The sequence below is a fragment of the Rhizobium binxianense genome (assembly GCF_028994275.1).
Taxonomy (GTDB): domain Bacteria; phylum Pseudomonadota; class Alphaproteobacteria; order Rhizobiales; family Rhizobiaceae; genus Rhizobium; species Rhizobium binxianense.
In genome coordinates this window covers 1,226,604-1,252,025 of the sequence record NZ_CP118713.1, presented here as the reverse complement: position 1 = coordinate 1,252,025, position 25,422 = coordinate 1,226,604, and the positions used below count along the sequence as shown (strand labels likewise).

21 protein-coding genes, 3 tRNA genes and 1 riboswitch are annotated in these 25,422 nt (G+C 61.0%); of the genes, 6 read left to right on the top strand and 18 right to left on the bottom strand.

What is annotated here, in order from left to right; all coding sequences use genetic code 11:
• Window positions 1-43: 43 nt before the first annotated feature.
• Window positions 44-120 (bottom strand) — tRNA-Asp (locus tag PO860_RS06210).
• A gap of 84 nt (window positions 121-204) precedes the next feature.
• Window positions 205-281, bottom strand: a tRNA-Asp gene (locus PO860_RS06205).
• Between the two features lie 413 nt (window positions 282-694).
• Between PO860_RS06205 and PO860_RS06200 the strand changes: the two genes are divergently transcribed.
• Window positions 695-770 (top strand) — tRNA-Val (locus tag PO860_RS06200).
• Window positions 771-1,061: 291 nt separating this feature from the next.
• Window positions 1,062-1,274 (top strand): hypothetical protein, encoded by a 213-nt coding sequence (locus PO860_RS22240; RefSeq protein ID WP_312862973.1) that lies wholly within the window; start codon window positions 1,062-1,064, stop codon window positions 1,272-1,274.
• Between the two features lie 60 nt (window positions 1,275-1,334).
• Here the strand turns inward: PO860_RS22240 and PO860_RS06195 are convergent, their stop codons facing one another.
• Both PO860_RS06195 and PO860_RS06190 read right to left on the bottom strand, forming a co-directional pair.
• A complete protein-coding gene (locus PO860_RS06195; protein ID WP_183606524.1) occupies window positions 1,335-1,883 on the bottom strand; it encodes a glutathione peroxidase in 549 nt (182 codons plus the stop codon).
• A gap of 131 nt (window positions 1,884-2,014) precedes the next feature.
• Window positions 2,015-2,368: a hypothetical protein gene (locus tag PO860_RS06190; protein WP_273884020.1), complete on the bottom strand. Its 354-nt coding sequence runs from the start codon at window positions 2,366-2,368 to the stop codon at window positions 2,015-2,017.
• A 165-nt stretch (window positions 2,369-2,533) separates the two neighbouring features.
• On the opposite strand from PO860_RS06190, the gene PO860_RS06185 reads away from it, so the two are divergent.
• Window positions 2,534-3,139 carry a class I SAM-dependent methyltransferase gene (locus tag PO860_RS06185; RefSeq protein WP_272783419.1) on the top strand — a complete coding sequence of 202 codons (606 nt, stop codon included), beginning with the start codon at window positions 2,534-2,536 and terminating at the stop codon, window positions 3,137-3,139.
• Between the two features lie 5 nt (window positions 3,140-3,144).
• Here the strand turns inward: PO860_RS06185 and PO860_RS06180 are convergent, their stop codons facing one another.
• A complete protein-coding gene (locus PO860_RS06180) occupies window positions 3,145-3,567 on the bottom strand; it encodes a (R)-mandelonitrile lyase (RefSeq protein ID WP_183606521.1) in 423 nt (140 codons plus the stop codon).
• 125 nt (window positions 3,568-3,692) lie between these two features.
• Between PO860_RS06180 and PO860_RS06175 the strand changes: the two genes are divergently transcribed.
• A complete protein-coding gene (locus PO860_RS06175; RefSeq protein WP_273880672.1) occupies window positions 3,693-4,679 on the top strand; it encodes an aldo/keto reductase in 987 nt (328 codons plus the stop codon).
• A gap of 73 nt (window positions 4,680-4,752) precedes the next feature.
• On the opposite strand, the gene PO860_RS06170 is transcribed toward PO860_RS06175, so the two are convergent.
• The 6 genes from PO860_RS06170 to clpP form a co-directional block, all read right to left on the bottom strand.
• The gene (locus PO860_RS06170; RefSeq protein WP_275035125.1) at window positions 4,753-6,963 is read right to left on the bottom strand and encodes an esterase-like activity of phytase family protein; all 2,211 of its coding nucleotides are present in this window, start codon (window positions 6,961-6,963) and stop codon (window positions 4,753-4,755) included.
• An 83-nt stretch (window positions 6,964-7,046) separates the two neighbouring features.
• Window positions 7,047-7,955 carry a riboflavin transporter RibN gene (gene ribN, locus PO860_RS06165; protein WP_430523299.1) on the bottom strand — a complete coding sequence of 303 codons (909 nt, stop codon included), beginning with the start codon at window positions 7,953-7,955 and terminating at the stop codon, window positions 7,047-7,049.
• Window positions 7,956-8,039: 84 nt separating this feature from the next.
• Window positions 8,040-8,195: riboswitch (FMN riboswitch) on the bottom strand.
• A 158-nt stretch (window positions 8,196-8,353) separates the two neighbouring features.
• Entirely contained in the window at window positions 8,354-8,629 is a 276-nt protein-coding gene (gene hupB, locus PO860_RS06160) for a DNA-binding protein HupB (protein ID WP_003558438.1), read from the bottom strand.
• Between the two features lie 206 nt (window positions 8,630-8,835).
• A complete protein-coding gene (gene lon / locus PO860_RS06155) occupies window positions 8,836-11,253 on the bottom strand; it encodes an endopeptidase La (protein ID WP_275038225.1) in 2,418 nt (805 codons plus the stop codon).
• A 405-nt stretch (window positions 11,254-11,658) separates the two neighbouring features.
• Window positions 11,659-12,936 (bottom strand): ATP-dependent Clp protease ATP-binding subunit ClpX, encoded by a 1,278-nt coding sequence (gene clpX / locus PO860_RS06150; protein ID WP_003573940.1) that lies wholly within the window; start codon window positions 12,934-12,936, stop codon window positions 11,659-11,661.
• Between the two features lie 303 nt (window positions 12,937-13,239).
• On the bottom strand, window positions 13,240-13,869 hold the full coding sequence (gene clpP, locus PO860_RS06145; RefSeq protein WP_003573944.1) for an ATP-dependent Clp endopeptidase proteolytic subunit ClpP: 630 nt from the start codon (window positions 13,867-13,869) through the stop codon (window positions 13,240-13,242).
• Between the two features lie 415 nt (window positions 13,870-14,284).
• On the opposite strand from clpP, the gene PO860_RS06140 reads away from it, so the two are divergent.
• Window positions 14,285-15,538 carry a GGDEF domain-containing protein gene (locus PO860_RS06140; RefSeq protein WP_183606516.1) on the top strand — a complete coding sequence of 418 codons (1,254 nt, stop codon included), beginning with the start codon at window positions 14,285-14,287 and terminating at the stop codon, window positions 15,536-15,538.
• 283 nt (window positions 15,539-15,821) lie between these two features.
• Window positions 15,822-17,066 carry a cytochrome P450 gene (locus PO860_RS06135; RefSeq protein ID WP_273884024.1) on the top strand — a complete coding sequence of 415 codons (1,245 nt, stop codon included), beginning with the start codon at window positions 15,822-15,824 and terminating at the stop codon, window positions 17,064-17,066.
• 15 nt (window positions 17,067-17,081) lie between these two features.
• Here PO860_RS06135 and pstB read toward each other — a convergent pair whose 3' ends face one another.
• The 7 genes from pstB to PO860_RS06100 form a co-directional block, all read right to left on the bottom strand.
• Complete coding sequence (pstB, locus tag PO860_RS06130; RefSeq protein ID WP_273880664.1) at window positions 17,082-17,891, bottom strand: phosphate ABC transporter ATP-binding protein PstB; 810 nt, start codon at window positions 17,889-17,891, stop codon at window positions 17,082-17,084.
• The gene (pstA, locus tag PO860_RS06125) at window positions 17,891-18,748 is read right to left on the bottom strand and encodes a phosphate ABC transporter permease PstA (protein ID WP_273884025.1); all 858 of its coding nucleotides are present in this window, start codon (window positions 18,746-18,748) and stop codon (window positions 17,891-17,893) included. Before pstA ends, pstB begins: the two co-directional genes overlap by 1 nt.
• Before the next feature lies 1 nt (window position 18,749).
• A complete protein-coding gene (pstC, locus tag PO860_RS06120) occupies window positions 18,750-19,727 on the bottom strand; it encodes a phosphate ABC transporter permease subunit PstC (RefSeq protein WP_273884026.1) in 978 nt (325 codons plus the stop codon).
• 199 nt (window positions 19,728-19,926) lie between these two features.
• Entirely contained in the window at window positions 19,927-20,949 is a 1,023-nt protein-coding gene (pstS, locus tag PO860_RS06115; protein ID WP_273884178.1) for a phosphate ABC transporter substrate-binding protein PstS, read from the bottom strand.
• A gap of 353 nt (window positions 20,950-21,302) precedes the next feature.
• Window positions 21,303-23,432, bottom strand: coding sequence for a bifunctional diguanylate cyclase/phosphodiesterase (locus tag PO860_RS06110; RefSeq protein ID WP_273884027.1), 2,130 nt, complete (start codon window positions 23,430-23,432; stop codon window positions 21,303-21,305).
• A 233-nt stretch (window positions 23,433-23,665) separates the two neighbouring features.
• Entirely contained in the window at window positions 23,666-24,019 is a 354-nt protein-coding gene (locus tag PO860_RS06105) for a cupin domain-containing protein (RefSeq protein ID WP_183606511.1), read from the bottom strand.
• Window positions 24,020-24,033: 14 nt separating this feature from the next.
• Window positions 24,034-25,317, bottom strand: coding sequence for an O-acetylhomoserine aminocarboxypropyltransferase (locus tag PO860_RS06100; RefSeq protein WP_183606510.1), 1,284 nt, complete (start codon window positions 25,315-25,317; stop codon window positions 24,034-24,036).
• Window positions 25,318-25,422: the final 105 nt, after the last annotated feature.

The following is a 25,422-nucleotide window of genomic DNA, read 5'->3' as shown; positions in this document are numbered from 1 at the left end:
TGCATGTCTGACCACTGGAAACTGCATGGCTTTCAGAAGAAAATGGCGCGAGTGACGGGGCTCGAACCCGCGACCTCCGGCGTGACAGGCCGGCACTCTAACCGACTGAGCTACACCCGCGCATAGGACCGGCCATTTGCGGCCGCGAGGATGAAGAAAACCGGACAAACGACAAATCACATTTGCGTTTCACAAGACTTGAAATGGCGCGAGTGACGGGGCTCGAACCCGCGACCTCCGGCGTGACAGGCCGGCACTCTAACCAACTGAGCTACACCCGCAATTCATTTCAAGCAGTCCGGATGCCTTCGCACCCTCACCAAAACGGCTGCCCGTTTCGATGAGCGGCTAACTACGGGGTTCGTCTTTTAGTGTCAAGCAGGTTTGGAGACAAAACCATGACAGTCGTTGAATTGTTTCGGCAAGGCCCGCACGCGGCGAAGGAAAAGCCGACAATTCCGTTTGCCGCAGCGGCACGGAGGCCCAATCGAAGCCGGTGGCACGGCCGAAGCCGACATGCCCATCGCCTCCCCCTCCCCTTTATCCACAGCCCGGCCGCGGCCCATCGACATAACAGGGAGCGAACCGCCACCAAAAAAATCAAAAAATCTTCACAAACACTCTTGCGGTTTTGCCGCGATCCGCATAGATCACGGCCACCAACGCGGCAGGCCGATCCGGCTTCGTTAGCGATGGGCGATTAGCTCAGTTGGTAGAGCGCCTCGTTTACACCGAGGATGTCGGGAGTTCGAGTCTCTCATCGCCCACCATTTTTTTCCTTCAAGTGTCAAATATCTGGGCGATGTCTAGGCCTTCGCGGACAGACGCCTGCAGGTTGCTTCGTCAGCATATCTACAACTCCAATGAGCCTACCGATCCAGTGAGCGCACCCGGCAGATTTGGATGCGGCGCACCGCGTGACAGGCAGCTCCACCAAACGGACTACTCCGGCCGCCGCACCACCTCCTATTGGGCGAATGGATGGGGGCCAGCAAAAGTGGGAGTATTCGCCGCCCGGAAAGTCTCCGCGCTTGAAGGCGTACGACGCCTGGAGGTGTGCCATGAAGGCCCTGTGCTCCGCATTGACGCTATGCGTTGCGATTGCCCTATGCACGCCAAGTGCCATCTATGTCAGCCTGCCCGGATACGCCTTCAAGACGAATCCGAAATGCCAGCGCCACGAACCAAAAACGCGATTCGACAAGAGGTGCGACTGGCCGAAATTGGGCTTCAAGGACTTTACGCCCCCGCTTGTGACCGTGCTTGGGATCTGAGGATCAGCTCAGCCTTTCGCAAATTCCCGCAGTCCAGAGGCCCCTGGCAGCGCGAGGGCCTCACCCCTTCGCCAATTCCCTCTCCACCGCCGAAACCAGCCGCGAATCATCTGCCGTCACGTCAGGCGCAAAGCGGGCGGCGACTTTGCCGTCGCGGCCGATCAGGAATTTTTCGAAGTTCCAGAGGATGTCGTCCTCGTCGCCGCCTGCCAGGCCGTGGGATTTCAGGCGTTCGCGCATCGGGCCGTCGCCTGTGGTCGCGACGCCCGACTTGGTCAATTGGCGGTAAAGCGGGTGCTGTGCCTCGCCCTTGACTGAGATCTTCGAGAAGATCGGGAAGGTGACGTCATAGGTGCTGGTGCAGAAGTCGACAATCTCGGCGTCGGTGCCGGGCTCCTGGCCCTTGAAATCATTGGCCGGGAAAGCGGCGATGACGAAGCCGCGCTCGCGCTTTTCGCCATAGAGCTTTTCCAGCCCCTCATATTGCGGCGTCAGCCCGCATTTCGAGGCGACATTGACGACCAGGAGCACCCTGCCCTTGTATTCGTTGAGCGTGGTCTCGCGACCATCCACAGTTTTGACCGGGATATCCAACACGTTGCCCGTCACGGGAACCTCCAATATTTTTAGGATATGGTTCGCCAAACTTAGCGATATCGCCGCCATTGTCACCAGTGTCGGGATCAACTCGGCGTCAACAAAATGCCGGTGCGGCTTCCGGCCGCACCGGCCTCCGCACCTCAGGCCGGGGATGTTTCCTTCACGTCGTCGAGCAGGAAGTGCACGATGAGGTAATCCGTCTTGTAATGGCGGCCACTGTCCGACACGGAATCGACGCTGCCGCCGTCCTTCGGGTGCCAGGCGTGGTAATGGGGGTTGGTGGTGATCAGGGTGATGGCCTTGCCATCTCTGTCGCCAAGCCGGAAACGCATCTCGGCGAGCGGCCAGATCCGCTCGTAATCCTGCATGGTGATTCGCGCCTTCAGCGCCTTGCGCTGCAGCGGCGCTTCGCCGGCCTCGGCGGGTACTTCCAACGTCACCTCCTCGGCTCCGCTGATAATGGCGTTGAATTCTTCAGGCCACATGCGTCTCATGAAATCGCTCCTCCCGAGGCTTTTCCGTCAGTCCACAGCTGCAACTTAGCGGTTTGTCCGAAAGAAGCAAATTCCTGTCATGTGGTTGTCATCGACATCAGTCGCTCCTACCTTCCCGTCAAACCGCATCAGGGCCGTCAGGCGCCCGCAATCCCGAGTTCAGAGATGAAGACACGTGAAGACAGGCAGGCGCTGCGGGCGAGCATGCCGCGCACTCCGCTCAGCGCCCATCATATGGAAAATGCCCGGCTGCTGCCGGACCGCGGCGAGCTGCTCTACCGCATCCCGAACGGCGGCATCGGTGTCGAGGTGGGCGCCGCCTTCGGCGAATATACGGCGGAGATCCTGGAAAAGAATCGCCCGGCGCAGCTCTACCTCATCGATCCCTGGTCGATGGATCGCTACAGCTCAGGGCTTGATGCGATCCATACGAATTTCGCGGCCGAGATCGCGGCCGGCCGGCTGCATCTGATGCAGGGCACGTCGCTGGAGAAGCTTGCCGAATTCGAGGACGATTTCCTCGACTGGACCTATATCGATACCGACCATTCCTTCGAGCTCACCTGGCAGGAGCTGCTGCTCTGCGACAAGAAGGTGAAGCGGACGGGGCGTATTGCCGGGCATGATTTCTGCACCGGCAATACGGTGAAGCCGATCGTCTATGGCGTCGTCGAGGCGGTCACCAAATTCTGCAAGGATTACGGTTGGCAATTCGAGTTCCTGACGGTCGAATCGCACGCGCATTTTTCCTATTGCCTGAAGCGGCTCTGATTGACTTAGGCCTTGCCGGAATATTGCGCGTCGCTGACCTTTTCCATCCAGTCGACGTGCTTGCCATCCAACGCCTCGTGAATGGCGATATGCACCATCGCCGTATCCGGGGCAGCCCCGTGCCAATGTTTTTCACCCGGTGAGAACCAGACGGCGTCGCCGGCGCGGATCTCGCGGATTTCCTCGCCCCAGCTCTGGGCGAGGCCCTTGCCTGATGTGACGATCAGCGTCTGGCCGAGCGGATGCGTATGCCAGGCCGTGCGGGCGCCGGGTTCGAAGGTGACGGAGGTTGCCCTCACCCGGGCCGGCGCCGGCGCTTCCATCAGCGGATCCTGGCGGACGGCGCCGGTGAAATAGTCGGCCGGTGGCTTCGTCGAGGGGCTGGAGCCGGCGGGTTTGATCTCCATAGTCTTTCCTTTTCCATTCATTGCTGTTGAAGCCTTGTAACCTGACGATATTTCATCGGGGCAACCAATCAAAGCCGGATCGACAATTGCCGCAAAGTCCCCTGCCTGATAGGCCAGTGTCTTTCATCACCTACGGAGGATTTTTCATGAGACACCATGCTTTTGGCCGCATGCCCTTCACCGTCACCAATGTCGGCTTCGGCGCCTGGCAGATCGGCGGCTCCTGGGGCGATATCAGCGAGGCTGAGGGGCGCGCGGCGCTGAATGCCGCGCTCGATGCCGGCATGACCTTCATCGATACGGCTGACGTTTATGGTGACGGCCGTTCGGAAAAAATCATCGCCGACGTGCTGAAGACCCGTGGCGGCGCCCGCCCGATGGTCGCCACCAAGGCGGGCCGCCGCCTCAATCCGCATGTCGCCGAAGGCTACAGCAAGGCCAATCTCGAAGGCTTCATCGACCGCAGCCTGACGAATCTTGCCGTCGACAGCCTCGACCTCGTGCAGTTGCATTGCCCGCCGCGCGAGGTGCTTTACCAGCCCGAGGTCTTCGAAGGTCTCGACGCGTTGCAGAAGGCCGGCAAGATCAAGGGTTACGGCGTCAGCGTTGAAAAGGTCGAGGACGGGCTGAAGGCTATCGAATATCCCGGCGTCGTCAGCATTCAGATCATCTACAATATCTTCCGTCAGCGCCCCGATCACCTGTTCTTCCAGGAAGCGCGCCGCAAGAACGTGGCGACCATCGCCCGCGTGCCGCTCGCAAGCGGCCTTCTCTCCGGCAAGATCACCCGGGACACGCACTTTGCCAGCGACGATCACCGCAATTTCAACCGCAACGGCGAAGCCTTCGATGTCGGCGAGACCTTTGCCGGCGTGCCTTTCGAGGTCGGACTGCAGGCGGTGGAAGAGGTGCGCAAGCTGGTGCCTGCGGGCGCCACGATGGCCGCCTTCGCGCTCCGCTGGATCCTGATGGCTGAAGCCGTCACCGTCGTCATCCCCGGCGCCCGCAATGGCGAGCAGGCGAGAGCCAACGCGGCTGCCGCCGACCTTGCGCCGCTTTCGACCGATGTCATGGCGGCAACGCGCGAGATTTACGAGCGGCTGATCGCGCCGCATGTGCATCAGCGCTGGTAGGCGTCCAATACTCCAAAATGCAAATGGCCGGGTTTTCGCCCCGGCCATTTTTATGTCACCGATCCGTCAAGGCTCAGTTTGTGCCGACCAGATCGACCGGGAAGAACAGGGTCTCGCCGGAGGAGTCGCTGACGCCGTCATTGTCGGTGATGGCATAAGGCTTGCCCGAGGCGTCGAAGGTGAAGCCTTCGAGTTTGTCGAGCACATAGCCGTTGGTGGCAGCCTTGAGTTCGCCGAGAAAGTCGTGGGCTTCGATCTTCTTGACGACCGGCAGCTCGGTCCCGAGCTTGGCGGGCTTCAGCTCCGAGATCGCCACCTTGTAGAGCTTCTTCAGCTTGGCTGCATCGCCGACGAGGTTGTCGCGCTCGATGATGTAGACGCTGTCGCCATGAGCCGAGATTTCCGATAGGCCGACCCAGCCGCTTTCCGTCTTGTCGAGCGGATAGCGGACAGCGCCCCATTCCTTCTTTTTCGGATTGTAGGAGACGAGCTTGACGAAGCCCTTCTCGTCGTCAGCCCACTCGCGCTGGACCGCCATCCAGAGCGTCGCATCGTCGCCGGTGCCGACAATGGTGACCCCTTCGAAGCCATAGCGGATTTCGTTGGCGGCGAGCTCCTTCGGCAGGGCGATCTCGGCCTTGATGTCACCCTTGGCGTTGACGTTGTAGAGGGCGTGCGGGACGAGACGCTCGCTGTAGCCTTCCGAGGCGAGCCAGAAGGAGCCGTCGGCGGCAGCCGCAATGCCTTCGATGTCGAGCTTCTGGGCCGGGGCGCCGTCACGCTTGACGACGAGGGCGTCGGTAATGACGGCTGGCTTCTTGCTGGCATCGATCGTGTAGATCGTCGGCTGCGAGCCGAGAACGCTGTCGCTGACGGCGTAGAGCATGCCTGGCTTGCCCGGAACCGCGGCGAGACCCGAAAGCGCTGCAAAGCCGATCGGATTGCCGTCCCTCTCGGCCGAAACAATCTGCGGATAGGCCTTTTCGCCTTCCGAGCGCTCATAAATCATCACATGCGAGCGGGCGCCGCCGTCCTTGCCGAGGTCGAGTTCGTTGGCTGTCGCGAAGAGATTGCGTGCAGGGATGGCGATCCCGCCTTCCGGCGAAATCCCCGACGGCAGCAATTGCACGAGTTCGGGATCGGCGCCAGTATCCCTGTAGACGCCGACGACCGAAGCGCGCTCGGCGAGCAGGAAGAAATACTTGATATCACCGAACGTGGCGGCTTCGAGACCTTCCGGCTCGACGCCCTTCGATCCCGAGCGGCTTTCCGGATAGTGGCCGAGATGAGCGACGGCGCGTTCGAAGGAAGCGCCCGATTCGTAGAGAACCTTGCCCGTCTTGTCGAAGATGGTGAAGCTGCGCGAGCCGCCCTGGTAGTCGCCTTCATTGGCAATGACGAACCGGTTATCGTCCAGCCACTTCACGGCGTCGGGCTCGCGCGCAACAGCCTTGGATTCGCCTGAGAATTTCAGGGCGCCGTCACGCTTGGTGTCGATGCCGGTAAGATCGACGCTGCCGGCGGAGAAGTGCGTCTTCACTTGAGCCGTGTTGGCGTCGATGATGATGATCTCGTTGTTTTCCTGCAGCGTCAGGGCGATCTCGCTCAGGCCGTTGAAGGCGACGAATTCCGGCTCCGGATCTTCGGGCGCGACGCCGGCAAGGCCGGTCAACGCCACGTGTTTGATCGTGCCGCATTCGACAGTGCCGTTCTTGACCTGGAAGACGACAAGGTCGCCGGCCGGCATTTGCGGGATCTTGCCGTCATTCACCTCTTCGTCGCGCTCGTTTTCGATCGCGATGGCACCGAGCGTCTTGTCCTTGTTGAGGGCGATCGAATCCGGCTGGCCGCCGAGATCGCAGCTGTTTTCGATCTTCTTCGTCGCCACGTCGACGATCGCAAGGCGGCCAGAGGGCTTCGCCTTGCTTTCGGAAGTGTTGACGGCGACCAGCGCCTTGCCGGCGCTCGAGGTGACCGATGTCGGCTCGCCGTCCATCATCAGCGCGCCACCGGCCTTCGGAGCCTTGGCATCGGTAATGTCGATGAAGCCGATCGCGCCGAGCGGGCTGTCGCTATAGATCAGCGTGTTGCCGTCGTCGGTCGCGGTAATGATTTCGGCCGACGTGGCCGAAAGCTTATCCTTGTCACCAGGCAGGTTCTGGGCCACCGGGAAAGAGGCGATTCGGTTGAAGACCGGTTCGGCCGCAGCCGGAAAGGCAACGGATGCGAAAAGCACGGCAGCAAGCGCTGCCTTGCGCGATGAAATTGTCATGAAATCCCCCATGTGTCGAACATTCGAAACATGAGTTTTCTGCGGGAGCGGCGTGACAGAGGCATGACAGATGCGACATTTTGCGCCGGATCAGATCAGGCGGGTTTGCGCTCCCTGCGCATCTCGTTTCGCATGATGAAAAGCGAAGCGGACAGGATGAGCGCCGCTCCCAGCCAGAGGTAACCCGCCGGCGCATAACCGAAGAACAGCCAGCCGGCCAGCACGTTCAGCGGCAGTTTCAGATCGTCGAAAGGCTGGACGTAGGCGGCATCCGCTGCGGCATAGGCAAGCGTCAGAAAATACTGCGCCGCCGCGGTCAGCAGTCCCGCCAGCAGGAACAAGGCAAGGGCTGCGCCCGTCGGCACGGCAAAGCCTGCAGCAAGCGCCAGGCCGCCGTTTATCGGCGTCAGCAGAACGAGCAGCCAGACGGTGATCGTCTCCGGTCGTTCGATGCCCGTCAGGCTCTTGGTGATCAGCGACGAGGCGCCCCACAGCAGCGCCGAGAGCACCGGCAGGAGTGCGGCCCAGCCAAAACTGTCTGACCATGGCTGCAGGATGATCATCGCGCCGCTGAAACCGGCTGCGGTCGCCGCCCAGCGGGCCGGACCGACGCGCTCACCCAGGAAAAGCCGGGCGCCCAGAATGATGAAGAAAGGCGAGGTCATCACCAGTGCGATCGCCTGCCAGATCGGCACCGCGGCAAGACCGGCAACCCACGCCTCGACGCCGAGCGCGGCAAGCACGACGCGCGCGAGGTGGCGCCAGGGATAGTGCGTGCGCATCGCCGCAAGGCCGAGCCGGCGAAGGAACGGCAGCGAAAACAGGAAGGCGAAGCCATATTGCCAGAAGGCGGCCGAGGCCGAGGGGAAGGCAAGCTTCATCGTCAGCCATTGGGTGACGACGTTGAGAAGCGAAAAAGCAATGCCGGCAAGGACCATCCAGAGGGCGCCAACAACGGCGCGGGACGGCTCGGCAGCAAGGGAAGTCTGATTCATGTCTTTCATCCACGACTTAGGGACCAACATAAATCAGGACGCATGAGCTACCGACACGGACGACATGACGAATCCTCGCCCTTCGCACGACCGACTCATTCTCTTCCATCCGGACTTTAACCGTCGGCTCCGGAATCGCACCGGATCTGCTTGACCCCTCCCCCGCTTCGACACGAGAAAAGGCGCTCGCGGGCTTGGGCCGAGACCCTTACCGCCGGTGGGGAGTTTCACCCCGCCCTGAGAACGGGAATCTCGTAGATCAAAGCCGGCGCGGCGGCAAGGCCGGCCAAAGCAAAAAGGTCCGGCAAAGCAAATGGCCCGCCACAAGCAAAAGGGGTTCGGCCAAGCCGAACCCCTCTCAAATCCTGCACAACCGGTCTCGTTTCCGGCTGGCGGATAATCCCAGATCAGCCGTTGACGGCGTCCTTCAGGCCCTTGCCGGGCGTGAACTTCGGCACGTTGCGAGCCGGAATGTCGACTTCAGCGCCCGTCGACGGGTTGCGGCCCTTCGTTGCGGCGCGATGAGAAACGGTGAAGCTGCCGAAACCCGCGAGGCGGATGTCGCCCTTGTTCTTGAGTTCAGCCTGGACAACGTCAAAAACCGCGTCAACAGCGGAAGCCGCGTCAGACTTCGTCAGTCCTGCCTTTTCGGCGACTGCGGACACGAGTTCATTCTTGTTCATGTTTCCACCCCTTTCTAAATGGTATGAAACGACTCAAAAGTAAGCTAGGCGCCGAATAGGTTTCATCAGGCCCGCCGGAAACCCAAAAGCCCTGCAAATCAAGGAAAAGCAAGCGTCTCCATGACGTTTTCACAAAAAAGGCTGGCGTTTTCGCCAGCCTTTTTCCGTGTTTTGCTCCAATGGGGCATAAATGTGGCCGAGGCCATTCAATGCGCTATGGTTGCGCCTGTCTCATCGAGGCCTTCGACCGATGTGATGACGGGCGTTTCCACCGTGCCGTCCCATTCGATCGGCTCCGGCCGCCGGATCAGCGCATGCTTGATCACCTCGCCCATGCGGGATACCGGGATGATCTCCATGTTGTTCTTCACGTTGTCCGGAATCTCCGCCAGGTCCTTGGCGTTTTCCTCCGGAATCAGCACCTTCTTGATGCCGCCGCGAAGCGCTGCAAGCAGCTTTTCCTTGAGACCGCCGATCGGCAGCACACGGCCACGAAGGGTGATTTCACCGGTCATGGCCACGTGCCTGTTCACCGGGATACCGGTCATGATCGAAACGATCGCGGTCGCCATGGCGACGCCGGCCGAGGGGCCATCCTTCGGGGTCGCGCCTTCCGGCACGTGCACGTGGATGTCGCTCTTGTCGAAGCGCGGCGGCTCGATGCCGAAATCGACAGCGCGCGAGCGGACATAGGAGGCCGCCGCCGAAATCGATTCCTTCATGACTTCCTTCAGATTGCCGGTGACCGTCATGCGACCCTTGCCCGGCATCATCACGCCTTCGATCGTCAGCAACTCGCCGCCGACCTCCGTCCAGGCAAGACCGGTCACGACGCCGACCTGATCCTCGCCCTCGGCTTCGCCATGGCGGAAGCGCGGGACGCCCAGATAGTCGGAGATGTTGGCAGCCGTCACATGAATGGACTTCGTCTTGCCCTTGATGATCTCGGTGACCGCCTTGCGGGCGAGCTTCATCAACTCGCGTTCGAAGCTGCGGACACCGGCTTCACGGGTGTACTGCTGGCTGATCGCCATCAGGGCGTCGTCGCTGACCGAGAATTCTTCCGGCTGCAACGCATGTTCCTTGATGGCCTTCGGCAGCAGGTGCCGCTTGGCGATCTCGCGCTTTTCATCCTCGGTGTAGCCGGCGATACGGATGATCTCCATGCGGTCCATCAGCGGCGCCGGGATGTTCAGCGTATTCGCCGTGGTGATGAACATCACGTCCGACAGGTCGTATTCGACTTCCAGATAATGATCCATGAAGGTCGAGTTCTGGGCCGGATCGAGCACTTCGAGCAGGGCCGACGACGGATCGCCGCGATAGTCCTGGCCGAGCTTGTCGATCTCGTCGAGCAGGAACAGCGGGTTGGACTTCTTCGCCTTCTTCATCGACTGGATGACCTTGCCGGGCATCGAGCCGATATAGGTGCGGCGGTGACCGCGGATTTCGGCTTCGTCACGAACGCCGCCGAGCGCCATGCGGACATATTCACGGCCGGTCGCCTTGGCGATCGACTGGGCGAGCGAGGTCTTGCCGACGCCCGGAGGGCCGACGAGGCAGAGAATCGGGCCCTTGATCTTGGTGGCGCGGGCCTGCACGGCCAGATATTCGACGATGCGTTCCTTGACTTTGTCGAGACCGAAGTGATCGGCTTCGAGGATCTTCTCGGCATTGTTGAGATCGGCCTTGACCTTCGACTTCTTGCCCCAGGGAATGCCGAGCAGCCAGTCCAGATAGTTGCGCACAACGGTGGCTTCCGCCGACATCGGGCTCATCTGGCGCAGCTTCTTCAGCTCCGCATCGGCCTTTTCACGGGCCTCCTTGGACAGCTTGGTCTTGGCGATGCGCTCTTCCAGTTCGCTCATCTCGTCGCGGCCTTCCTCGCCGTCGCCAAGTTCCTTCTGGATCGCCTTCATCTGCTCATTCAGATAATATTCGCGCTGGGTCTTCTCCATCTGGCGCTTGACGCGCGAGCGGATGCGCTTTTCGACCTGCAGCACCGAAATCTCGCCTTCCATGAAGCCGAGCGCCTTTTCGAGGCGGGCCTTGACGCTGGTGGTTTCCAGCATCTCCTGCTTCTCGGTGATCTTGATCGACAGATGCGAGGCGACCGTATCGGCGAGCTTGGAATAGTCGTCGATCTGGCTGGCTGCGCCGACCACTTCGGGCGAAATCTTCTTGTTGAGCTTCACGTAGCTCTCGAATTCGGAGACGACCGAACGCGACAAGGCTTCCAGCTCGACCGGATCGTCGTGCGGCTCTTCGAGCACATGGCCGAGGGCTTCGTAGAAATCTTCGCGGCTGGTATAGGTGTCGATCTCGGCGCGGGCACGGCCTTCGACCAGAACCTTCACGGTGCCGTCGGGCAGCTTCAGAAGCTGCAACACGTTCGCCACAGTGCCGACATTGTGGATCGCGGACGGATCCGGATCGTCGTCACTGGCGTTGATCTGCGTGACCAGCATGATCTGCTTGTCGGAACCCATGACCTCTTCGAGCGCACGGATCGACTTTTCCCGTCCGACGAACAGCGGCACGATCATATGCGGGAAAACCACGATGTCGCGCAGGGGCAGAACAGGGTAGGCAGTACTGCTCGCTACAGACGTTTTCTTCGTCATTTTTAAGTCCTTTCCATCGTCCCGTTGCCGGGCTCTCTGCACGGCCGCTTGGGACCGGCCGGCACTCTCACTTGGGTCTACAAGTGGAGGTCCTGACTACGCTTTTCAAGCCACGCTAACGCCCGCGTTCCCCGGATGTGACAGCTTCATTACAACGGAACGCCAACACTATGAAGCGCGTGGCTGGACCGGCGCTTACCACTTCCGACCCGGCTAAAATACAAACGCCAGCAATAGGCTTACGGAATCACCGCATCATTGCCAAGCACTCTCCGTTGCGCAACATCGGCAAAGGCAATTCCGGTCCCCACCGGCAAAATACTAACAGCGCCTTGCATGATTTTTCAAATAGAAAGGGGCCTGCCGATGGCAAGCCCCCAAAATAATCATAGGAAAGCCGCAAGGTCACGCCGAAGCGTTGGCCTTTTCTTCCTGGCGATCGGCATAGATGTAAAGCGGACGGGCAGAACCGCGCACCACTTCCTCCGAGATGACGACCTCGCGCACCCCTTCCAGCGTCGGCAGTTCGAACATCGTGTCGAGCAGGATCTTCTCCATGATCGAGCGAAGGCCGCGGGCGCCGGTCTTGCGGACGATCGCCTTGCGGGCGATTTCGCGCAGGGCATCCTCGTGGAAGGTCAGCTCGACGTCTTCCATCTCGAACAGGCGCTGATACTGCTTGATCAGCGCGTTCTTCGGCTCGGACAGGATCTGGATCAGCGCATCCTCATCGAGATCCTCAAGCGTCGCCAGAACCGGCAGACGGCCGATGAACTCGGGGATGAGGCCGAACTTGACCAGGTCTTCCGGCTCCAGTTCGCGGAGGACTTCGCCGACGCGGCGGTCGTCCTGGGCCTTGACCGTCGCGCCGAAGCCGATCGAGGTCTTCTCGCCGCGGGCGGAGATGATCTTGTCGAGGCCGGCGAAGGCGCCGCCGCAGATGAACAGGATGTTCGTCGTGTCGACCTGCAGGAATTCCTGTTGCGGGTGCTTGCGGCCGCCCTGCGGCGGAACGGATGCAACCGTGCCTTCCATGATCTTCAAGAGCGCCTGCTGCACGCCCTCGCCCGAGACGTCGCGGGTGATCGACGGGTTGTCGGACTTGCGCGAAATCTTGTCGACTTCGTCGATGTAGACGATGCCGCGCTGGGCACGTTCGACATTGTAGTCGGCCGACTGCAGCAGCTTCAGGATGATGTTTTCGACATCCTCGCCGACATAACCGGCCTCGGTCAGCGTCGTCGCATCGGCCATGGTGAAGGGAACGTCGATGATGCGGGCGAGCGTCTGGGCAAGATAGGTCTTGCCGCAGCCGGTCGGGCCGACGAGCATGATGTTCGACTTCGCCAGTTCGACTTCGCCGTTCTTGGAGGCGTGCGCCAGGCGCTTGTAGTGGTTGTGAACGGCGACCGACAGGATCTTCTTCGCCTGCCGCTGGCCGATGACGTATTCGTCGAGAACCTTGATGATGTCCTGGGGCGTCGGAACGCCATCGCGGGACTTGACCATCGAGGACTTGTTCTCCTCGCGGATGATGTCCATGCACAATTCGACGCATTCATCGCAGATGAAGACCGTCGGTCCGGCAATCAGTTTCCGGACCTCGTGCTGGCTCTTTCCGCAGAACGAACAATAAAGCGTGTTCTTGGAGTCGCCGCCGTTGCTGCCGCTGACCTTGCTCATATCACTTTCCTTCCAGCACGCCGCATTTCAAGGCGAAATCGCGGTCCACTCTATCAGCTCCTGGCGGCACTCCGTTTCCGGAGCCTTTGCCGAGAAGGGCTTCAGGGGGTACGAACCGGTCCCCAACCAATCATGTCCGGGTTCCGGCGGCAACGAATTCCCCTTCGAATGCCGAATGCTATGTCATAAAAATTCAACATAGCATTAATAGTTACTGTTAGCGTCTTCGTCGCCTGTTGAAAGCCTTGTTCGATCACAAATGAGATAGAACTGTGGCGACGAAAATACCATCCCTATTAATTACTAGGCCTGCTCGCCTTCCATTTCGAGGCGCGACGTCAGAACCTTGTCGATCACGCCCCAGCCCTGGGCCTCGTCCGCATCCATGAAATGGTCACGATCGAGGGTCTTTTCAACTTCCTCATAGGTGCGGCCGGTGTGCTTGACATAGACCTCGTTGAGGCGGCGCTTCATCTTGAGGATGTCGCGGGCGTGGCGCTCGATGTCGGAAGCCTGGCCCTGGAAGCCGCCCGAGGGCTGATGCACCATGATGCGGGAATTCGGCGTGGCGAAACGCATGTCCTTGTGGCCGGCAGCCAGCAGCAGCGAGCCCATGGAGGCGGCCTGACCGATGCAGAGCGTCGAAACCGCGGGCTTGATGAACTGCATCGTGTCGTAGATCGCCATGCCGGCGGTAACGACGCCACCCGGCGAATTGATGTAGAGAGCGATTTCCTTCTTCGGGTTTTCAGCCTCGAGGAAGAGAAGCTGAGCGCAGACGAGCGTCGCCATATGGTCTTCGACGGCACCCGTCAGGAAGATGATGCGTTCCTTCAACAGGCGGGAATAGATGTCGTAGGAGCGTTCACCGCGGTTGGTCTGTTCCACGACCATCGGCACGAGGGCCATTGCGGTATCGACTGGGTTTCTCATGTGCGTCCTTTGTCAACGTCTCGCCGGCCGGCGCCGGGAATCAAAGAAAATGTCTTATCCCTACATAGAGTGTCCCGGCCCTCCTCTTCAAGACACGCATGAGGATAACGTTAAGAAGGCGGGGCAAGGCGGCCGTTCGGAGCCTCTTTCCCCCAAATGCCTGCCGACGGCGAGCCCTCGGCGCCGTCTCCCCCGATTTTTCTCCGTGACAGGATGAAGGAAGCCTTACTCCATTCGACGATGCTCACACACGTTTACCCAACGGAAAGCCTACCGGCAGATATCGGCCGAAAACCATGCCGCAGTGCCGCAACATTAAGGAAGTGGCGAACTTCCTCGGCAAGGATGCGCCCCAACAGACAGGCCGACAGACAAGTGGCCGAAAGACAAGGCCGACGGGCAAGGGGTTGCTGCCGTGTTCAATATCGCTACAGGTCTCGCCATCTGGTGTTCGGAGGCCATGACGCTCGCTTTGGTGCTGTTCGTCGCCTGGCGCCACAATGTCCGGAACGAAGCCTATCTCTATTGGGGCCTGGGCTTCCTTCTGACCGGCATCGGCTTTGCGATGATCGCGCTGCGCGGCCAGGTGCCCAGCGTGCTGTCTATAGAGATCGGCAATGCCATCGCCCTGCTCGGCCAGAGCGCCTGGGTTGCGGGTTTTCTGGCGCTCGACCGCAAGCGGATCGAATGGTGGGCGTTGCTGCCGCCGGCGATCTGGCTCGCCGGGGTCTTCCTGCCCTGGGTCAACAACGACTATTCAAACCGGGTGGTGCTCTACAACCTCGCCTCGGCGACGGGTGCGACGGCGCTGGCGCTCGCGGTTGCCGCCGGCGACATGCGCCGCGAGCGTACCCGGGTCAAGCTGATGGGCGTGTTCGTCATCCAGGGCTGCCTGTGTTTCGGCTCGGCGCTGACGATGGCGCTGACGCTGCCGAGCGATATTGAAGCAACCAATCTCGGCGGCGCCTCCGCCATGGCAAGCGCCTTCCTGCTGACCATCGCCTTCGCGTTCACCTGCCGGCTGATCATGGAACGCTCCGAACGGCACCTGCGCGCCCTCACCCTGACCGATTCGCTGACGGGCGTGCTCAACCGCCGCGGCCTGCTCGGCTATTTCGGCTCCATCCAGGAAAAGGCCCATAACGACCAGCGCCAGGTCGCGGTGATGCTCTTCGATCTCGACCATTTCAAGCGCGTCAACGACCGTTTCGGACACCAGTCCGGCGATGCCGTGCTGACCGCATTCGCGCGGATGGCCCGCCAGTATATTCCGAACAACATCTTCGGCCGTATGGGCGGCGAGGAATTCGCAGCCTTCGCCGCCGTCGCCGACCAGACGGAAGCCGAGGCGATCGCCGAAGCGATCCGCACCGAGTTTTGTCGTCTCCCCGTCAGCACCGGCGAAGCAATCGTCCCCGCCACCGTCAGCATCGGCATCGCGCTCGCCTCCTCGATCGAAGCCAATATCGACAAATTGATCTCGGCCGCCGACCGGGCGCTCTATGCGGCAAAGGCCGCCGGCCGCAACTGCACGGTCATCTTCGGCGAAGCGGAGGCGGCCGCACCTGTAGCGGCCACGCCGAACAGCACCGCCGGCGAACTTGTGCCGACGGTCGACGACCAGGTCGAAGCCCTGCGGCGCATGGGCACGCTGTCGCGGGCCGGATAAAGCATTTCCGTTTTTCTCCGAATCAGGGAAATGCTCTATCTCTTTGTTTTCCCGTAATTCCCGGCAAAAAGCGTTTCACGCTTTGCCTGGCAAAACCGCGACGCACTTTTGCTGGAATTGCTCTGGCGCCTGACCCCAAATATCGGAATCGATCCTCGGGGTTGCGAGCGAATCCTCAAGTGATGTCGCATCTCAGCTGACGCGCGGCCTGTCGGCCGCGCATTCAGGATGCCCCTCACTCACCCGCTTTTCGAGGCCCGGCAAATCCGCTAAGCCTCGGGGCATGATGACACCGCCCTTTCTTTCGATCGACCCGGCCCGCCGCCACGTCTCGCTGGACGCCCGCGATCCGGGCTTCTACGGCAATCCGAATGCCGTCTATGCAGCGCTTCACGCCCATTGTCCGACCTTTTACTGGAGCGAGCAGAAGCAATGGTTCTTCACCGGCTACGACCATGTGAACGGCCTGCTGCGCGACCGCCGCTTCGGCCGGCAGATCCTGCATATCGCCAGCCGCGAGGAGCTCGGCCTTGCCGAGCCGATGCCGCATCTTGCCAGTTTCGATCTCTCGGAACGTTATTCCCTGCTCGAACTCGAACCGCCGGAACACACGCGGCTGCGCACGCTCGTCAACCGCGCCTTCGTCTCCCGCCATGTCGAGAAGATGAAGCCGGAGCTTGCCGAACTCGCCAACCGGCTGATCGACGGCTTCGCTGAAAAGGGTGAGGTCGAGCTGCTTTCGGCCTTTGCCGATATCATCCCGGTGACGATGATCGCCCGCATGATCGGCATCCCCGAGGAGATGGGACCGCAGCTGCTCGCCTGGTCGCACGCCTATGTCCGCATGTATATGTTCGGCCGAACGCGCGAGCAGGAGGATGAGGCCGAACGGGCGGCGAAGGAATTTTCCGACTATGTCAGAACTGTCATTGCAGAACGCCGCGCGATCCCACGCGACGATCTGCTCACCCACATGATCCATACCGAGCACAAGGGCCAGTATCTGGGCGAGGAAGAGCTGATCTCGACGACGATCGTGCTGCTCAACGCCGGACATGAGGCGACCGTGCACCAGATCGGCAATTCGGTGCGCACCATCCTCGACAGCGGCTCAGATCCGGCGGAACTCTTCCGCGACGAAGCAACAACGGAGCGCACCGTCGAGGAAACCCTGCGCATCTGCGCGCCGGTTCACATCTTCCAGCGCTGGGCGCTGGAGCCCGCCGAAATCGATGGCGTCGCTTTCCAGCGCGGCGACAAGGTCAGCCTCATTCTCGCCGCCGCCAATCTCGACCCGGCGAAATTCACCGATCCCCTCACCTTCCGGCCCGATCGCAACGAGGCGGCCAACCTCTCCTTCGGCGCCGGCATCCATTTCTGCATCGGCGCACCGCTGGCACGGCTGGAGCTCAACATCGTGCTGCCGATCCTTTTCCAGCGGCTTCCCGGCCTCAAGCTGGCAAGGACGCCCGTGGTCAAGGACGTCTACCATTTCCACGGGCTGGACCGACTGGATCTGCGATGGTGATCCAGCCCTCACGGATCAGCCGTAGCGCCCCGTGATGTAGTCTTCCGTGCGTTTGACTTTCGGCGACTGGAAGATCTCAGCGGTCGGGCCGTATTCCACCAACTCGCCGAGATACATGAAGGCGGTGTTGTCGGAGATGCGGCTTGCCTGTTGCATGTTGTGGGTGACGATGACGATGGTGAACTCGCCCTTCAGCTGCGCGACCAGCTCTTCGACCTTGGCGGTCGAGATCGGATCGAGGGCCGAAGTCGGCTCGTCGAGAAGCAGGACCTCGGGGCGTAACGCCACACCGCGGGCGATGCAGAGACGCTGCTGCTGACCACCGGAAAGACCGAGGCCGCTGCCCTTCAGCTTGTCCTTGACCTCATCCCAGAGGGCGGCCTGACGCAGCGCCTGCTCGACGCGGACGTCCATCTCGGCCTTGCTGAGGCGCTCATGGTGGCGAATGCCGTAGGCGATGTTGTCATAGATCGACATCGGGAAAGGTACGGGTTTCTGGAACACCATGCCGACGCGGGCGCGCAGCTCGTTCATCGAGAAGCTGGGGTCGAGGATGTTCTTGCCGTCGAGCTTGATCGAGCCAGTAGCGCGCATCTTCGGATACAGCGTGTAGATGCGGTTCAGGATGCGCAGCAGCGTGGACTTGCCGCAGCCGGAGGGACCGATGAGGGCCGAGACCTGACGCTCGGGGAAGTTCAGGCTGACATCCTTGATCGCGTGGGTGTCGCCGTAATAGAAATTGACTTTCTCAAGCGCGATCTTGTCTCTGGCCAGGTGTTTTTCCGCCTTGCTGGCAGCATCGAAAGTGTCTGCGGACTGAAGCATCATTTCCCACCTTTTCGGTTCAGGACGGAGCGCGATACGACGCTCAGGATCAAAACGACGGCGGTCATCACGAAGGCACCGGCCCAGGCGAGATTCTGCCATTGCTCATAGGGGCTCATAGCGAACTGGAAGATGACGACCGGAATGTTCGCCATCGGCTGCGACATATCCAGGCTCCAATACTGGTTGTTCAGAGCCGTGAAGAGCAGCGGCGCGGTTTCGCCCGAAATGCGGGCGATCGCCAGAAGGATACCGGTCAGAATGCCGGTGGACGCGGCGCGATAAAGCACGTTGACCGTGACCTTCCAGCGCGGGATGCCGAGCGACAAGGCTGCCTCGCGCATCACATCGGGAACCAGCCGCAGCATCTCGTCGGTCGTGCGCACTACGACCGGCAGGAAGATGAAGGCAAGCGCGATGCCGCCGGCAAAGCCGGAGAAGCGTGACGTCGGGCGCACGACCAGTTCGTAGACGAACAGGCCGATGATGATCGACGGCGCCGAGAGCAGGATATCGTTGACGAAGCGGATCGCCTCGCCAAGCTTTTTGCCGCGGCTGAACTCCGACAGATAGGTGCCGGCCAGCACGCCGATCGGCGTGCCGATGACGATGGCCAGCACGACCATCAGCAGGCTGCCCATGAAAGCATTGGCGAGACCGCCGCCGTCTTCGCCGGGCGGCGGCGTCATTTCGGTGATAAGACTGGGGCTCAGCGCCGACAGGCCGTGGATCAGCGTCGTCCACAGGATCCAGACCAGAAAGACCAGGCCGAGCACCGTTGCGAGGCCGCAAAGCGTCAGCGCAATCGCACTGCCGATCTGGCGGCGGCGGTAAAGGGAACCCGAATAGCCGGCCATATTACTCCCCTCTCTGCTTTGCCATGCGCACCAGCATGAGCTTGGCGGCGGCCAGAACGATGAAGGTAACGACGAAGAGGATGAGGCCAAGGGCTGCGAGCGACGATCTGTAAAGATCGTCAGAAGCCTCGGCAAACTCGTTGGCGAGCGTGGCGGCGATCGAGGTGCCGGGCTCCATCAGCGACACCGCAATATTATGGGTGTTGCCGAGCACGAAGGTCACCGCCATGGTCTCCCCGAGCGCGCGGCCGAGACCGAGGAAGATGCCGCCGACGACGGCCGTGCGAGTATGCGGGATAACGATGTCGCGCACCACCTCCCACTTGGTCGAACCAAGCGCATAGGCCGATTCTTTCAGCTGCGCCGGGACAACGAGAAAAACGTCGCGCATGACCGAGGAGATGAAGGGGATGATCATGATCGCCAGCACAATGCCCGACGTCAGCATGCCGATGCCGAGCGGTGCGCCGGAGAACAGCGCGCCGATCATCGGGATCGGGCCCAGCCAGTCTATCAGCACCGGCTGAATGTAATCCGACATGAAAGGCGCGAAGGTGAAAAGACCCCACATGCCGTAAATGATCGAGGGGATGCCGGCGAGAAGCTCGACGGCGCCGCCGATCGGCCCGCGAATGGAGCGCGGCGCAACTTCGGTAATGAAAACCGCGATACCGAGGCTGACGGGAACGCCGATGATCATGGCGAGCGCCGAGGTGACCAGCGTCCCGTAGATCGGCACAAGCCCCGCAAACTGCTCGGCGACCGGATCCCATTCCGTGCCGGTGAGGAAACCGAGGCCGAAGGTCCGGAACGCCTGAAACCCGCTCACGGCCATGGAGATCGCGGCGGCAAGCAATGCCGCCAGAACAAACAGGCCGCAGCCCAAAACTATCCAATAGAAAATACGATCGCCGGTCGCGCCGTCGCGACGCTTCACGCCCGCTCCGGAGACGGGCAGCGATGCCGATGCTTCGCTCATATCAATACGCTCAACTGCGCTGAGGGGGTAAAGGTATTCGAGCATGATGCCGAAAAGTTGTAAGCGGTTTTCGGGCGACATCATGCTCTAACCCCTTAATTTAGAACAGGATTCAGATTTTAGGCCGGCTCGGCCTAAAATCATCCTGTTCTAGGGCGGAAAACCTCGCTTTCCGCCCCGACCGCGTGTCTTACAGGGATCAGCCCTTGAACGCGGCTGTCCAGTAGTCCTCGATCTGCTTCACGACGGCTTCCGGAAGCGGAACGTAGTCGAGGGAAGAGGCTTCCTTCTGGCCGTTTTCGAGCGCCCACTTGAAGAAGGCGAAGGCAGCCTTGGAGCGTGCCGCATCCTTCGGTTCCTTGTACATGATCGCCCAGGTCGTGGCGGTCACCGGCCAGGCCTTTTCGCCCGGAGCGTTGGTCATGATCAGGTAGAAGTCCTGAGCCTTGGCCCATTCGGCGCTGGCGGCGGCGGCCGAGAAGCTTTCGGCATTCGGCTTCGGATACTGGCCGGCAGCGTTCTGGATCAGGGCGTAGGGCAGCTTGTTCTGCAGGGCGTAGGCATATTCGACGTAGCCGATCGAATCCTTGACGCGGGTGACGTAGGCAGCGACGCCTTCGTTGCCCTTGCCGCCGATGCCGACCGGCCAGTTGACGGCGGTGCCTTCGCCGACCTTGCTCTTCCAGTCTTCGTTGACCTTGGAGAAATAGTTGGTCCAGTTGAAGGAGGTGCCGGAACCGTCCGAACGGTGGACGACGGCGATCTGGCTGTCGGGCAGCTTCAGGCCGGGGTTCAGATCGGCAATGGCCTTATCGTTCCACTTGGTGACGTTGCCGAGATAGATGTCGGCGAGAACCTTGCCGGTCAGTTTCAGTTCGCCCGACTTGATGCCCTTGACGTTGATGACGGGAACGATGCCGCCGACAACGAGCGGGAACTGGCCGAAACCGCCATCGGTCAATTCCCTAGGCTCGAGCGGCTTGTCGGATGCGCCGAAATCGACCGTTGCAGCCTTGATCTGGGCGATACCGCCGCCCGAACCGATCGACTGGTAGTTCAGCTTGTCGCCGGTCTGCTTGTTATAGTCCGCAGACCATTTGGACAGCACCGGATAGACGAAGGTGGAGCCGGCGCCGGTGATATCGGCAGCCGACGCCGAAACCGCCAGAGCGGCAACCAGACCCGCACCGAGGCAGGCCGAGAGGAGTTTCCTGGTGAGCATATGAAGCGCTTCCCTAATGGATTTGAAGAACGACGAGACCAGCGCCATGGCGGGGGTGTCCATTGTCTCGGGCGCTGAAAGTCGCGTCACATCAGGCGGGCTAGGCGCGTATTATTACAGTTTGATGACGGCTTTTGACCGTTGAAACCGAATGCGCGGCCATGCGTCAAACACTGCGCTGGGCGCCTTTCCATTGAATGCGGGATTTAACAAAGCCTTAGCAAAAACATTGGGATAGATTGACGCATGGCTGTGGTGGATTGCCGCAGCCGTGGCTAAAAATGTCGTTTCAGGCTTTTGAATTTCCGTCGGCGGTTACCGGTCACCGCTCCGCGGGGTCACCGGCAACGCCATCATGCGGCCGACTCTTCTTCCAGCCTGCTGGATATGTCGTGTGCCGACATCGGTCTTCCCATCAGATAGCCTTGAAGCTGATCGCAGCCGGCCTCGCGCAGGATCGCCGCCTGGCGGCTATTCTCGATGCCTTCTGCGGTCACGGGAATCTGCAAGGCGGTCGCCAGCGAAATGGTCGCCCGAAGGACATCGGCGCCATTGGCGCCTTCATCGAGAGCGGAGACGAGCGAGCGATCGATCTTCATGCGATCGAACCCGAACTGCCGCAAGGCGCCAATGCTGGCGTAGCCGCAGCCAAAGTCGTCGAGTGCGAACTTAATGCCGACGCGCTTGAGCTGGTCGATCGAGCGCCGGGCCTGATCCGGATTTGTCATCAGAACGCCTTCGGTGATCTCCAAGGTCAGGCGCTTCGGATTGAAATCGAGCTCCTGCAGGACCGAGATCACCTCGGCGGCAAATTCGGGATTGCAGAGCTGGACCGGCGAAACGTTTACCGACAATGCCAGATCGGGCCAGTTCTTGGCATGCTCGATCGATGTTCTCAGCATATGAACACCGAGCGCATCGATGAGGCCGCACCGCTCGGCGAGAGGGATGAAAACCTCCGGACTGATGTTTCCTGTTGCGGTTCGCCAGCGCGCCAGCGCTTCCAGGCCGGTCACGGCGCCGGTGGTGGCGGAGACGAGCGGCTGGAAAACGGCTTCGATTGCGCCGCTCTTGATGGCGCCCTTCAAGCGGCCTTCCAGTTCGGCGACCCGTTGGCGCTCCTGGTCGAGCTCGGGGGCGTACTCGACCGCCTGGCCTCTGCCATTTGCCTTGGCACGGTAGAGCGCCATGTCGGCCCTGCGCAGAAGCTCCAAGGGCTCGACGTCTCCGTCGCGCACCGCAGCGCCGATGCTTGCTCCGACTTCGATTGTTCGTCCGTCGATTTTGAAGGGCTCGGCAAACAGCGCCAGGATGGTCGTTTCCATATCTTCGCACGTGGCGGATCCGACATGCACCAGCGCAAATTCGTCGCCCCCCAGCCGGGCTGCGGCAAGAATTTCGGGGTGACAGGCCATCAGCGCCTTCGAGACCATTCGGATCAAATCGTCCCCAACCGCATGCCCCCAGGCATCGTTGACGGCCTTGAAGCCGTCAAGATCGACCAGATAGAGCCGGAGTGGCGCAGAGTCCGAATTCCCGATGTCTTCCAGCAGGCCGAGAAGCCCATGTCTGTTGAACAGGCCGCTGAGGTTATCATGACCCGCTTCGAAAAGCGCTGCCTGCGCCAATTGGCGCAGGCGCCGCGCCTCGGACGCGCCGACCAGGAGAACACCGACCAGGAACAGCGAAAGGATGGCGACGGAGGCCGCAACATAAGGTGTCACCTGATGAAATACCGTGCTTCCCGGCGCCTTGCTCGGCCAGACAAGATAGCCGATGACGGCCCCCTTCATGTCCTTGATCGGCGTGTTCAGGAATTCCGGCTTTGGCGCCGCCTCGAGGTGCAGGCCTTCGAGTTCATGTTCGTTTGAGAGCGTGTCGAGAACTTCTGATGTAAATTCCTTGTAGAAGCTCAGCGTGCTGAGCTTCGGAAGCTCGCCGGCGGCCTCGAATGGCTGGATCGCCTGCGATGCGATCAGCGCGATACCGCTTTCGGTCTTGATAAAATTAACCACAGGCGCCTTCGCCGGATCGGCAGCAGCATTGATCTGCCCATAAAAGGCCTGGCCGAAAAACGCGCCCGGCTGAAAAGGCTTGCCTTTGGCATAGGCGGAGACGACCGAACTCCGGTCGGGGCCGATCACGATCGCGCCGTCATAGAGCGGGTAATCCGCGCTGGTTTTTCCCCAGTTCTCATAGGCCCAATCGGCGGCGGTCGGCGATGAGGTCGCACTATAGGCATCGTCCCATACGGCATTGTCCGTCGTTGTCGCGCCCAGGCGAGCCACGAACGCTCCGATCGCTGCGTCGGCGGCGCGACTGGCCCTGGCGTCATCGATCTCGTTTGCCGACCGTGTCATCGTGACGACGACATGCGCCATAAGGCCGGTCAGCACGAGGGCGACGACCAGGAAGCAGACCGTCGTCGCTACGATGGAAGAGGTTTGAGTTCGAACGTGCCTACCCGCAAGATTCGACGACATGCAAATTCCGGAGAGATCGATTGCAAGACCATGTCTGTGAGACAGCAGGAGACATCATGTCCGCAATGCGCTGCGGATAAGATATAGCATTTTGACGATGTAGGCCCGATTAATGGGATTGGTCAAAAGCGTTCTATTCGGCAAAGAAGCGCTATCATTTGCAGAAAAACAGGCCCTGATCGCCGCAAAGCGACACAGGCGCGGCATCGTCAGCGTCGGTTTGCCCGCGCTGCTCAAACCTTGATTACATAGTCCTTGCGAGTCGTTTCAACGACTTCCCACGTTCCCTTGAAGCCGGGTCTGAGGATCATCCGGTCGCCCGCCTTCAGATGCACCGGCTCCCCGCCCTCCTCCGTCACGATCGAATGACCGGACAGCAGGCTGAAATATTCCCATTCCTCGTAGACGATCCGCCACTTGCCCGGCGTCGCCTCCCAGATGCCGGAATAGAGGCCGTCTTCGGCCTCCTCGAGATTCCAGCTGCGGAATTGCGGATCGCCGGAGATGATCCGCTCAGCTTCCGGGGCGCCGAACTCGGGCTCGACACCATCGATGCTGAAGGGGATGAATTTTGCCGTGGTCGCCATGGATTCCTCTGATCTCAGATCTTCGAGAGCGCTTGTTCGAGATCGGCGATGATGTCCTTGACGTCCTCGATGCCGACGGAAAGGCGCACCACATCGGGCCCGGCGCCGGCGATGATCTTCTGGTCGTCGGTCAGCTGCCGGTGCGTCGTCGAGGCCGGATGGATGACGAGCGAGCGGGTGTCGCCGATATTGGCAAGATGGGAGAAGAGCTCCAGCCCCTCGACCAGGGTCTTGCCCGCCTCGTAGCCGCCCTTGACGCCGAAGGTGAAGACGGAGCCTGCGCCCTTCGGCGAGTATCGCTGCTGCAGCGCGTGGTTCGGGTCGTCGTCGAGGCCGGCATAATTCACCCAGGCGATCTTGCTGTGCGCCTTCAGCCATTTTGCGACGGCGATCGCATTGTCGCTGTGACGCTGCATCCGAAGCGGCAGCGTTTCGATGCCGGTGAGAATCAGAAAGGCGTTGAAGGGCGATAGCGCCGGGCCGAGATCGCGCAAGCCAAGCACGCGGGCGGCGATCGCGAAGGCGAAATTGCCGAAGGTGGCGTGCAGGACCATGCCGTTATATTCCGGCCGCGGGCTCGACAACATCGGGTAGTTGCCTGACTTCGACCAGTCGAAGGTGCCGCCGTCGACGATGAGGCCGCCCATGGAATTGCCGTGGCCGCCGAGAAACTTCGTCAGCGAATGCACGACGATATCGGCACCGTGCTCGATCGGGCGGATGAGATAGGGTGTCGCCATCGTATTGTCGACGATCAGCGGCAGACCATTGCGATGCGCGACGTCGGCGATCGCGGCGATATCGACGAAGGTGCCGCCGGGATTGGCCAGGCTTTCGATGAAGATGCCGCGCGTCTTCTCGTCGATCTGGCTTTCGAAGCTTGCCGGATCGGCGGGATCGGCCCAGCGCACCTGCCAGCCGAAATTCTCGAAGGCATGGCCGAACTGGTTGATCGAGCCGCCATAGAGCCGGTTGGCGGCGATGAAATTCTCGCCGGGGCGCATGATCGTGTGGAAGACGATCATCTGCGCTGCATGGCCGGAGGCGACGGCAAGTGCTGCCGTGCCGCCCTCGAGTGCTGCGACGCGCTCCTCGAGCACGGCCTGCGTCGGGTTCATGATGCGGCTGTAGATGTTGCCGAAGGCCTGCAGGCCGAAGAGGGCGGCGGCATGATCGGAATCATTGAAGACGAAAGCCGTCGTCTGGTAAATCGGCGTGACCCGCGCCCCGGTCGCCGGATCGGGCTGCGCGCCGGCATGGATCGCCAACGTGTTGAAACCCGGATCGTTCTTGGCCATGTCGTCCTCCAGTTATTGCTGACGCGAGGGATCATAGCCTCTCGCTTGCGAAAGTTAATCGCGATCCGTTTCACCCTTGGGCGTTCGGTGGAAAACCCGTCTCGG

What these genes read in the sequence shown, in the direction of transcription:
- pstA (WP_273884025.1), bottom strand. Translation starts at nt 18,748, where the DNA reads ATGGCCGGCTATTCGGGTTCCCTTTACCGCCGCCGCCAGATCGGCAGT.
- PO860_RS06135 (WP_273884024.1), top strand. Translation starts at nt 15,822, where the DNA reads ATGATGACACCGCCCTTTCTTTCGATCGACCCGGCCCGCCGCCACGTC.
- lon (WP_275038225.1), bottom strand. Translation starts at nt 11,253, where the DNA reads ATGACGAAGAAAACGTCTGTAGCGAGCAGTACTGCCTACCCTGTTCTG.
- PO860_RS06110 (WP_273884027.1), bottom strand. Translation starts at nt 23,432, where the DNA reads ATGTCGTCGAATCTTGCGGGTAGGCACGTTCGAACTCAAACCTCTTCC.
- pstS (WP_273884178.1), bottom strand. Translation starts at nt 20,949, where the DNA reads ATGCTCACCAGGAAACTCCTCTCGGCCTGCCTCGGTGCGGGTCTGGTT.
- PO860_RS06185 (WP_272783419.1), top strand. Translation starts at nt 2,534, where the DNA reads ATGAAGACACGTGAAGACAGGCAGGCGCTGCGGGCGAGCATGCCGCGC.
- pstB (WP_273880664.1), bottom strand. Translation starts at nt 17,891, where the DNA reads ATGCTTCAGTCCGCAGACACTTTCGATGCTGCCAGCAAGGCGGAAAAA.
- PO860_RS06105 (WP_183606511.1), bottom strand. Translation starts at nt 24,019, where the DNA reads ATGGCGACCACGGCAAAATTCATCCCCTTCAGCATCGATGGTGTCGAG.
- PO860_RS06100 (WP_183606510.1), bottom strand. Translation starts at nt 25,317, where the DNA reads ATGGCCAAGAACGATCCGGGTTTCAACACGTTGGCGATCCATGCCGGC.
- PO860_RS06175 (WP_273880672.1), top strand. Translation starts at nt 3,693, where the DNA reads ATGAGACACCATGCTTTTGGCCGCATGCCCTTCACCGTCACCAATGTC.
- PO860_RS06190 (WP_273884020.1), bottom strand. Translation starts at nt 2,368, where the DNA reads ATGAGACGCATGTGGCCTGAAGAATTCAACGCCATTATCAGCGGAGCC.
- clpP (WP_003573944.1), bottom strand. Translation starts at nt 13,869, where the DNA reads ATGAGAAACCCAGTCGATACCGCAATGGCCCTCGTGCCGATGGTCGTG.
- hupB (WP_003558438.1), bottom strand. Translation starts at nt 8,629, where the DNA reads ATGAACAAGAATGAACTCGTGTCCGCAGTCGCCGAAAAGGCAGGACTG.
- PO860_RS06180 (WP_183606521.1), bottom strand. Translation starts at nt 3,567, where the DNA reads ATGAATGGAAAAGGAAAGACTATGGAGATCAAACCCGCCGGCTCCAGC.
- clpX (WP_003573940.1), bottom strand. Translation starts at nt 12,936, where the DNA reads ATGAGCAAGGTCAGCGGCAGCAACGGCGGCGACTCCAAGAACACGCTT.
- PO860_RS06170 (WP_275035125.1), bottom strand. Translation starts at nt 6,963, where the DNA reads ATGGGGGATTTCATGACAATTTCATCGCGCAAGGCAGCGCTTGCTGCC.
- ribN (WP_430523299.1), bottom strand. Translation starts at nt 7,955, where the DNA reads ATGAAAGACATGAATCAGACTTCCCTTGCTGCCGAGCCGTCCCGCGCC.
- pstC (WP_273884026.1), bottom strand. Translation starts at nt 19,727, where the DNA reads ATGAGCGAAGCATCGGCATCGCTGCCCGTCTCCGGAGCGGGCGTGAAG.
- PO860_RS22240 (WP_312862973.1), top strand. Translation starts at nt 1,062, where the DNA reads ATGAAGGCCCTGTGCTCCGCATTGACGCTATGCGTTGCGATTGCCCTA.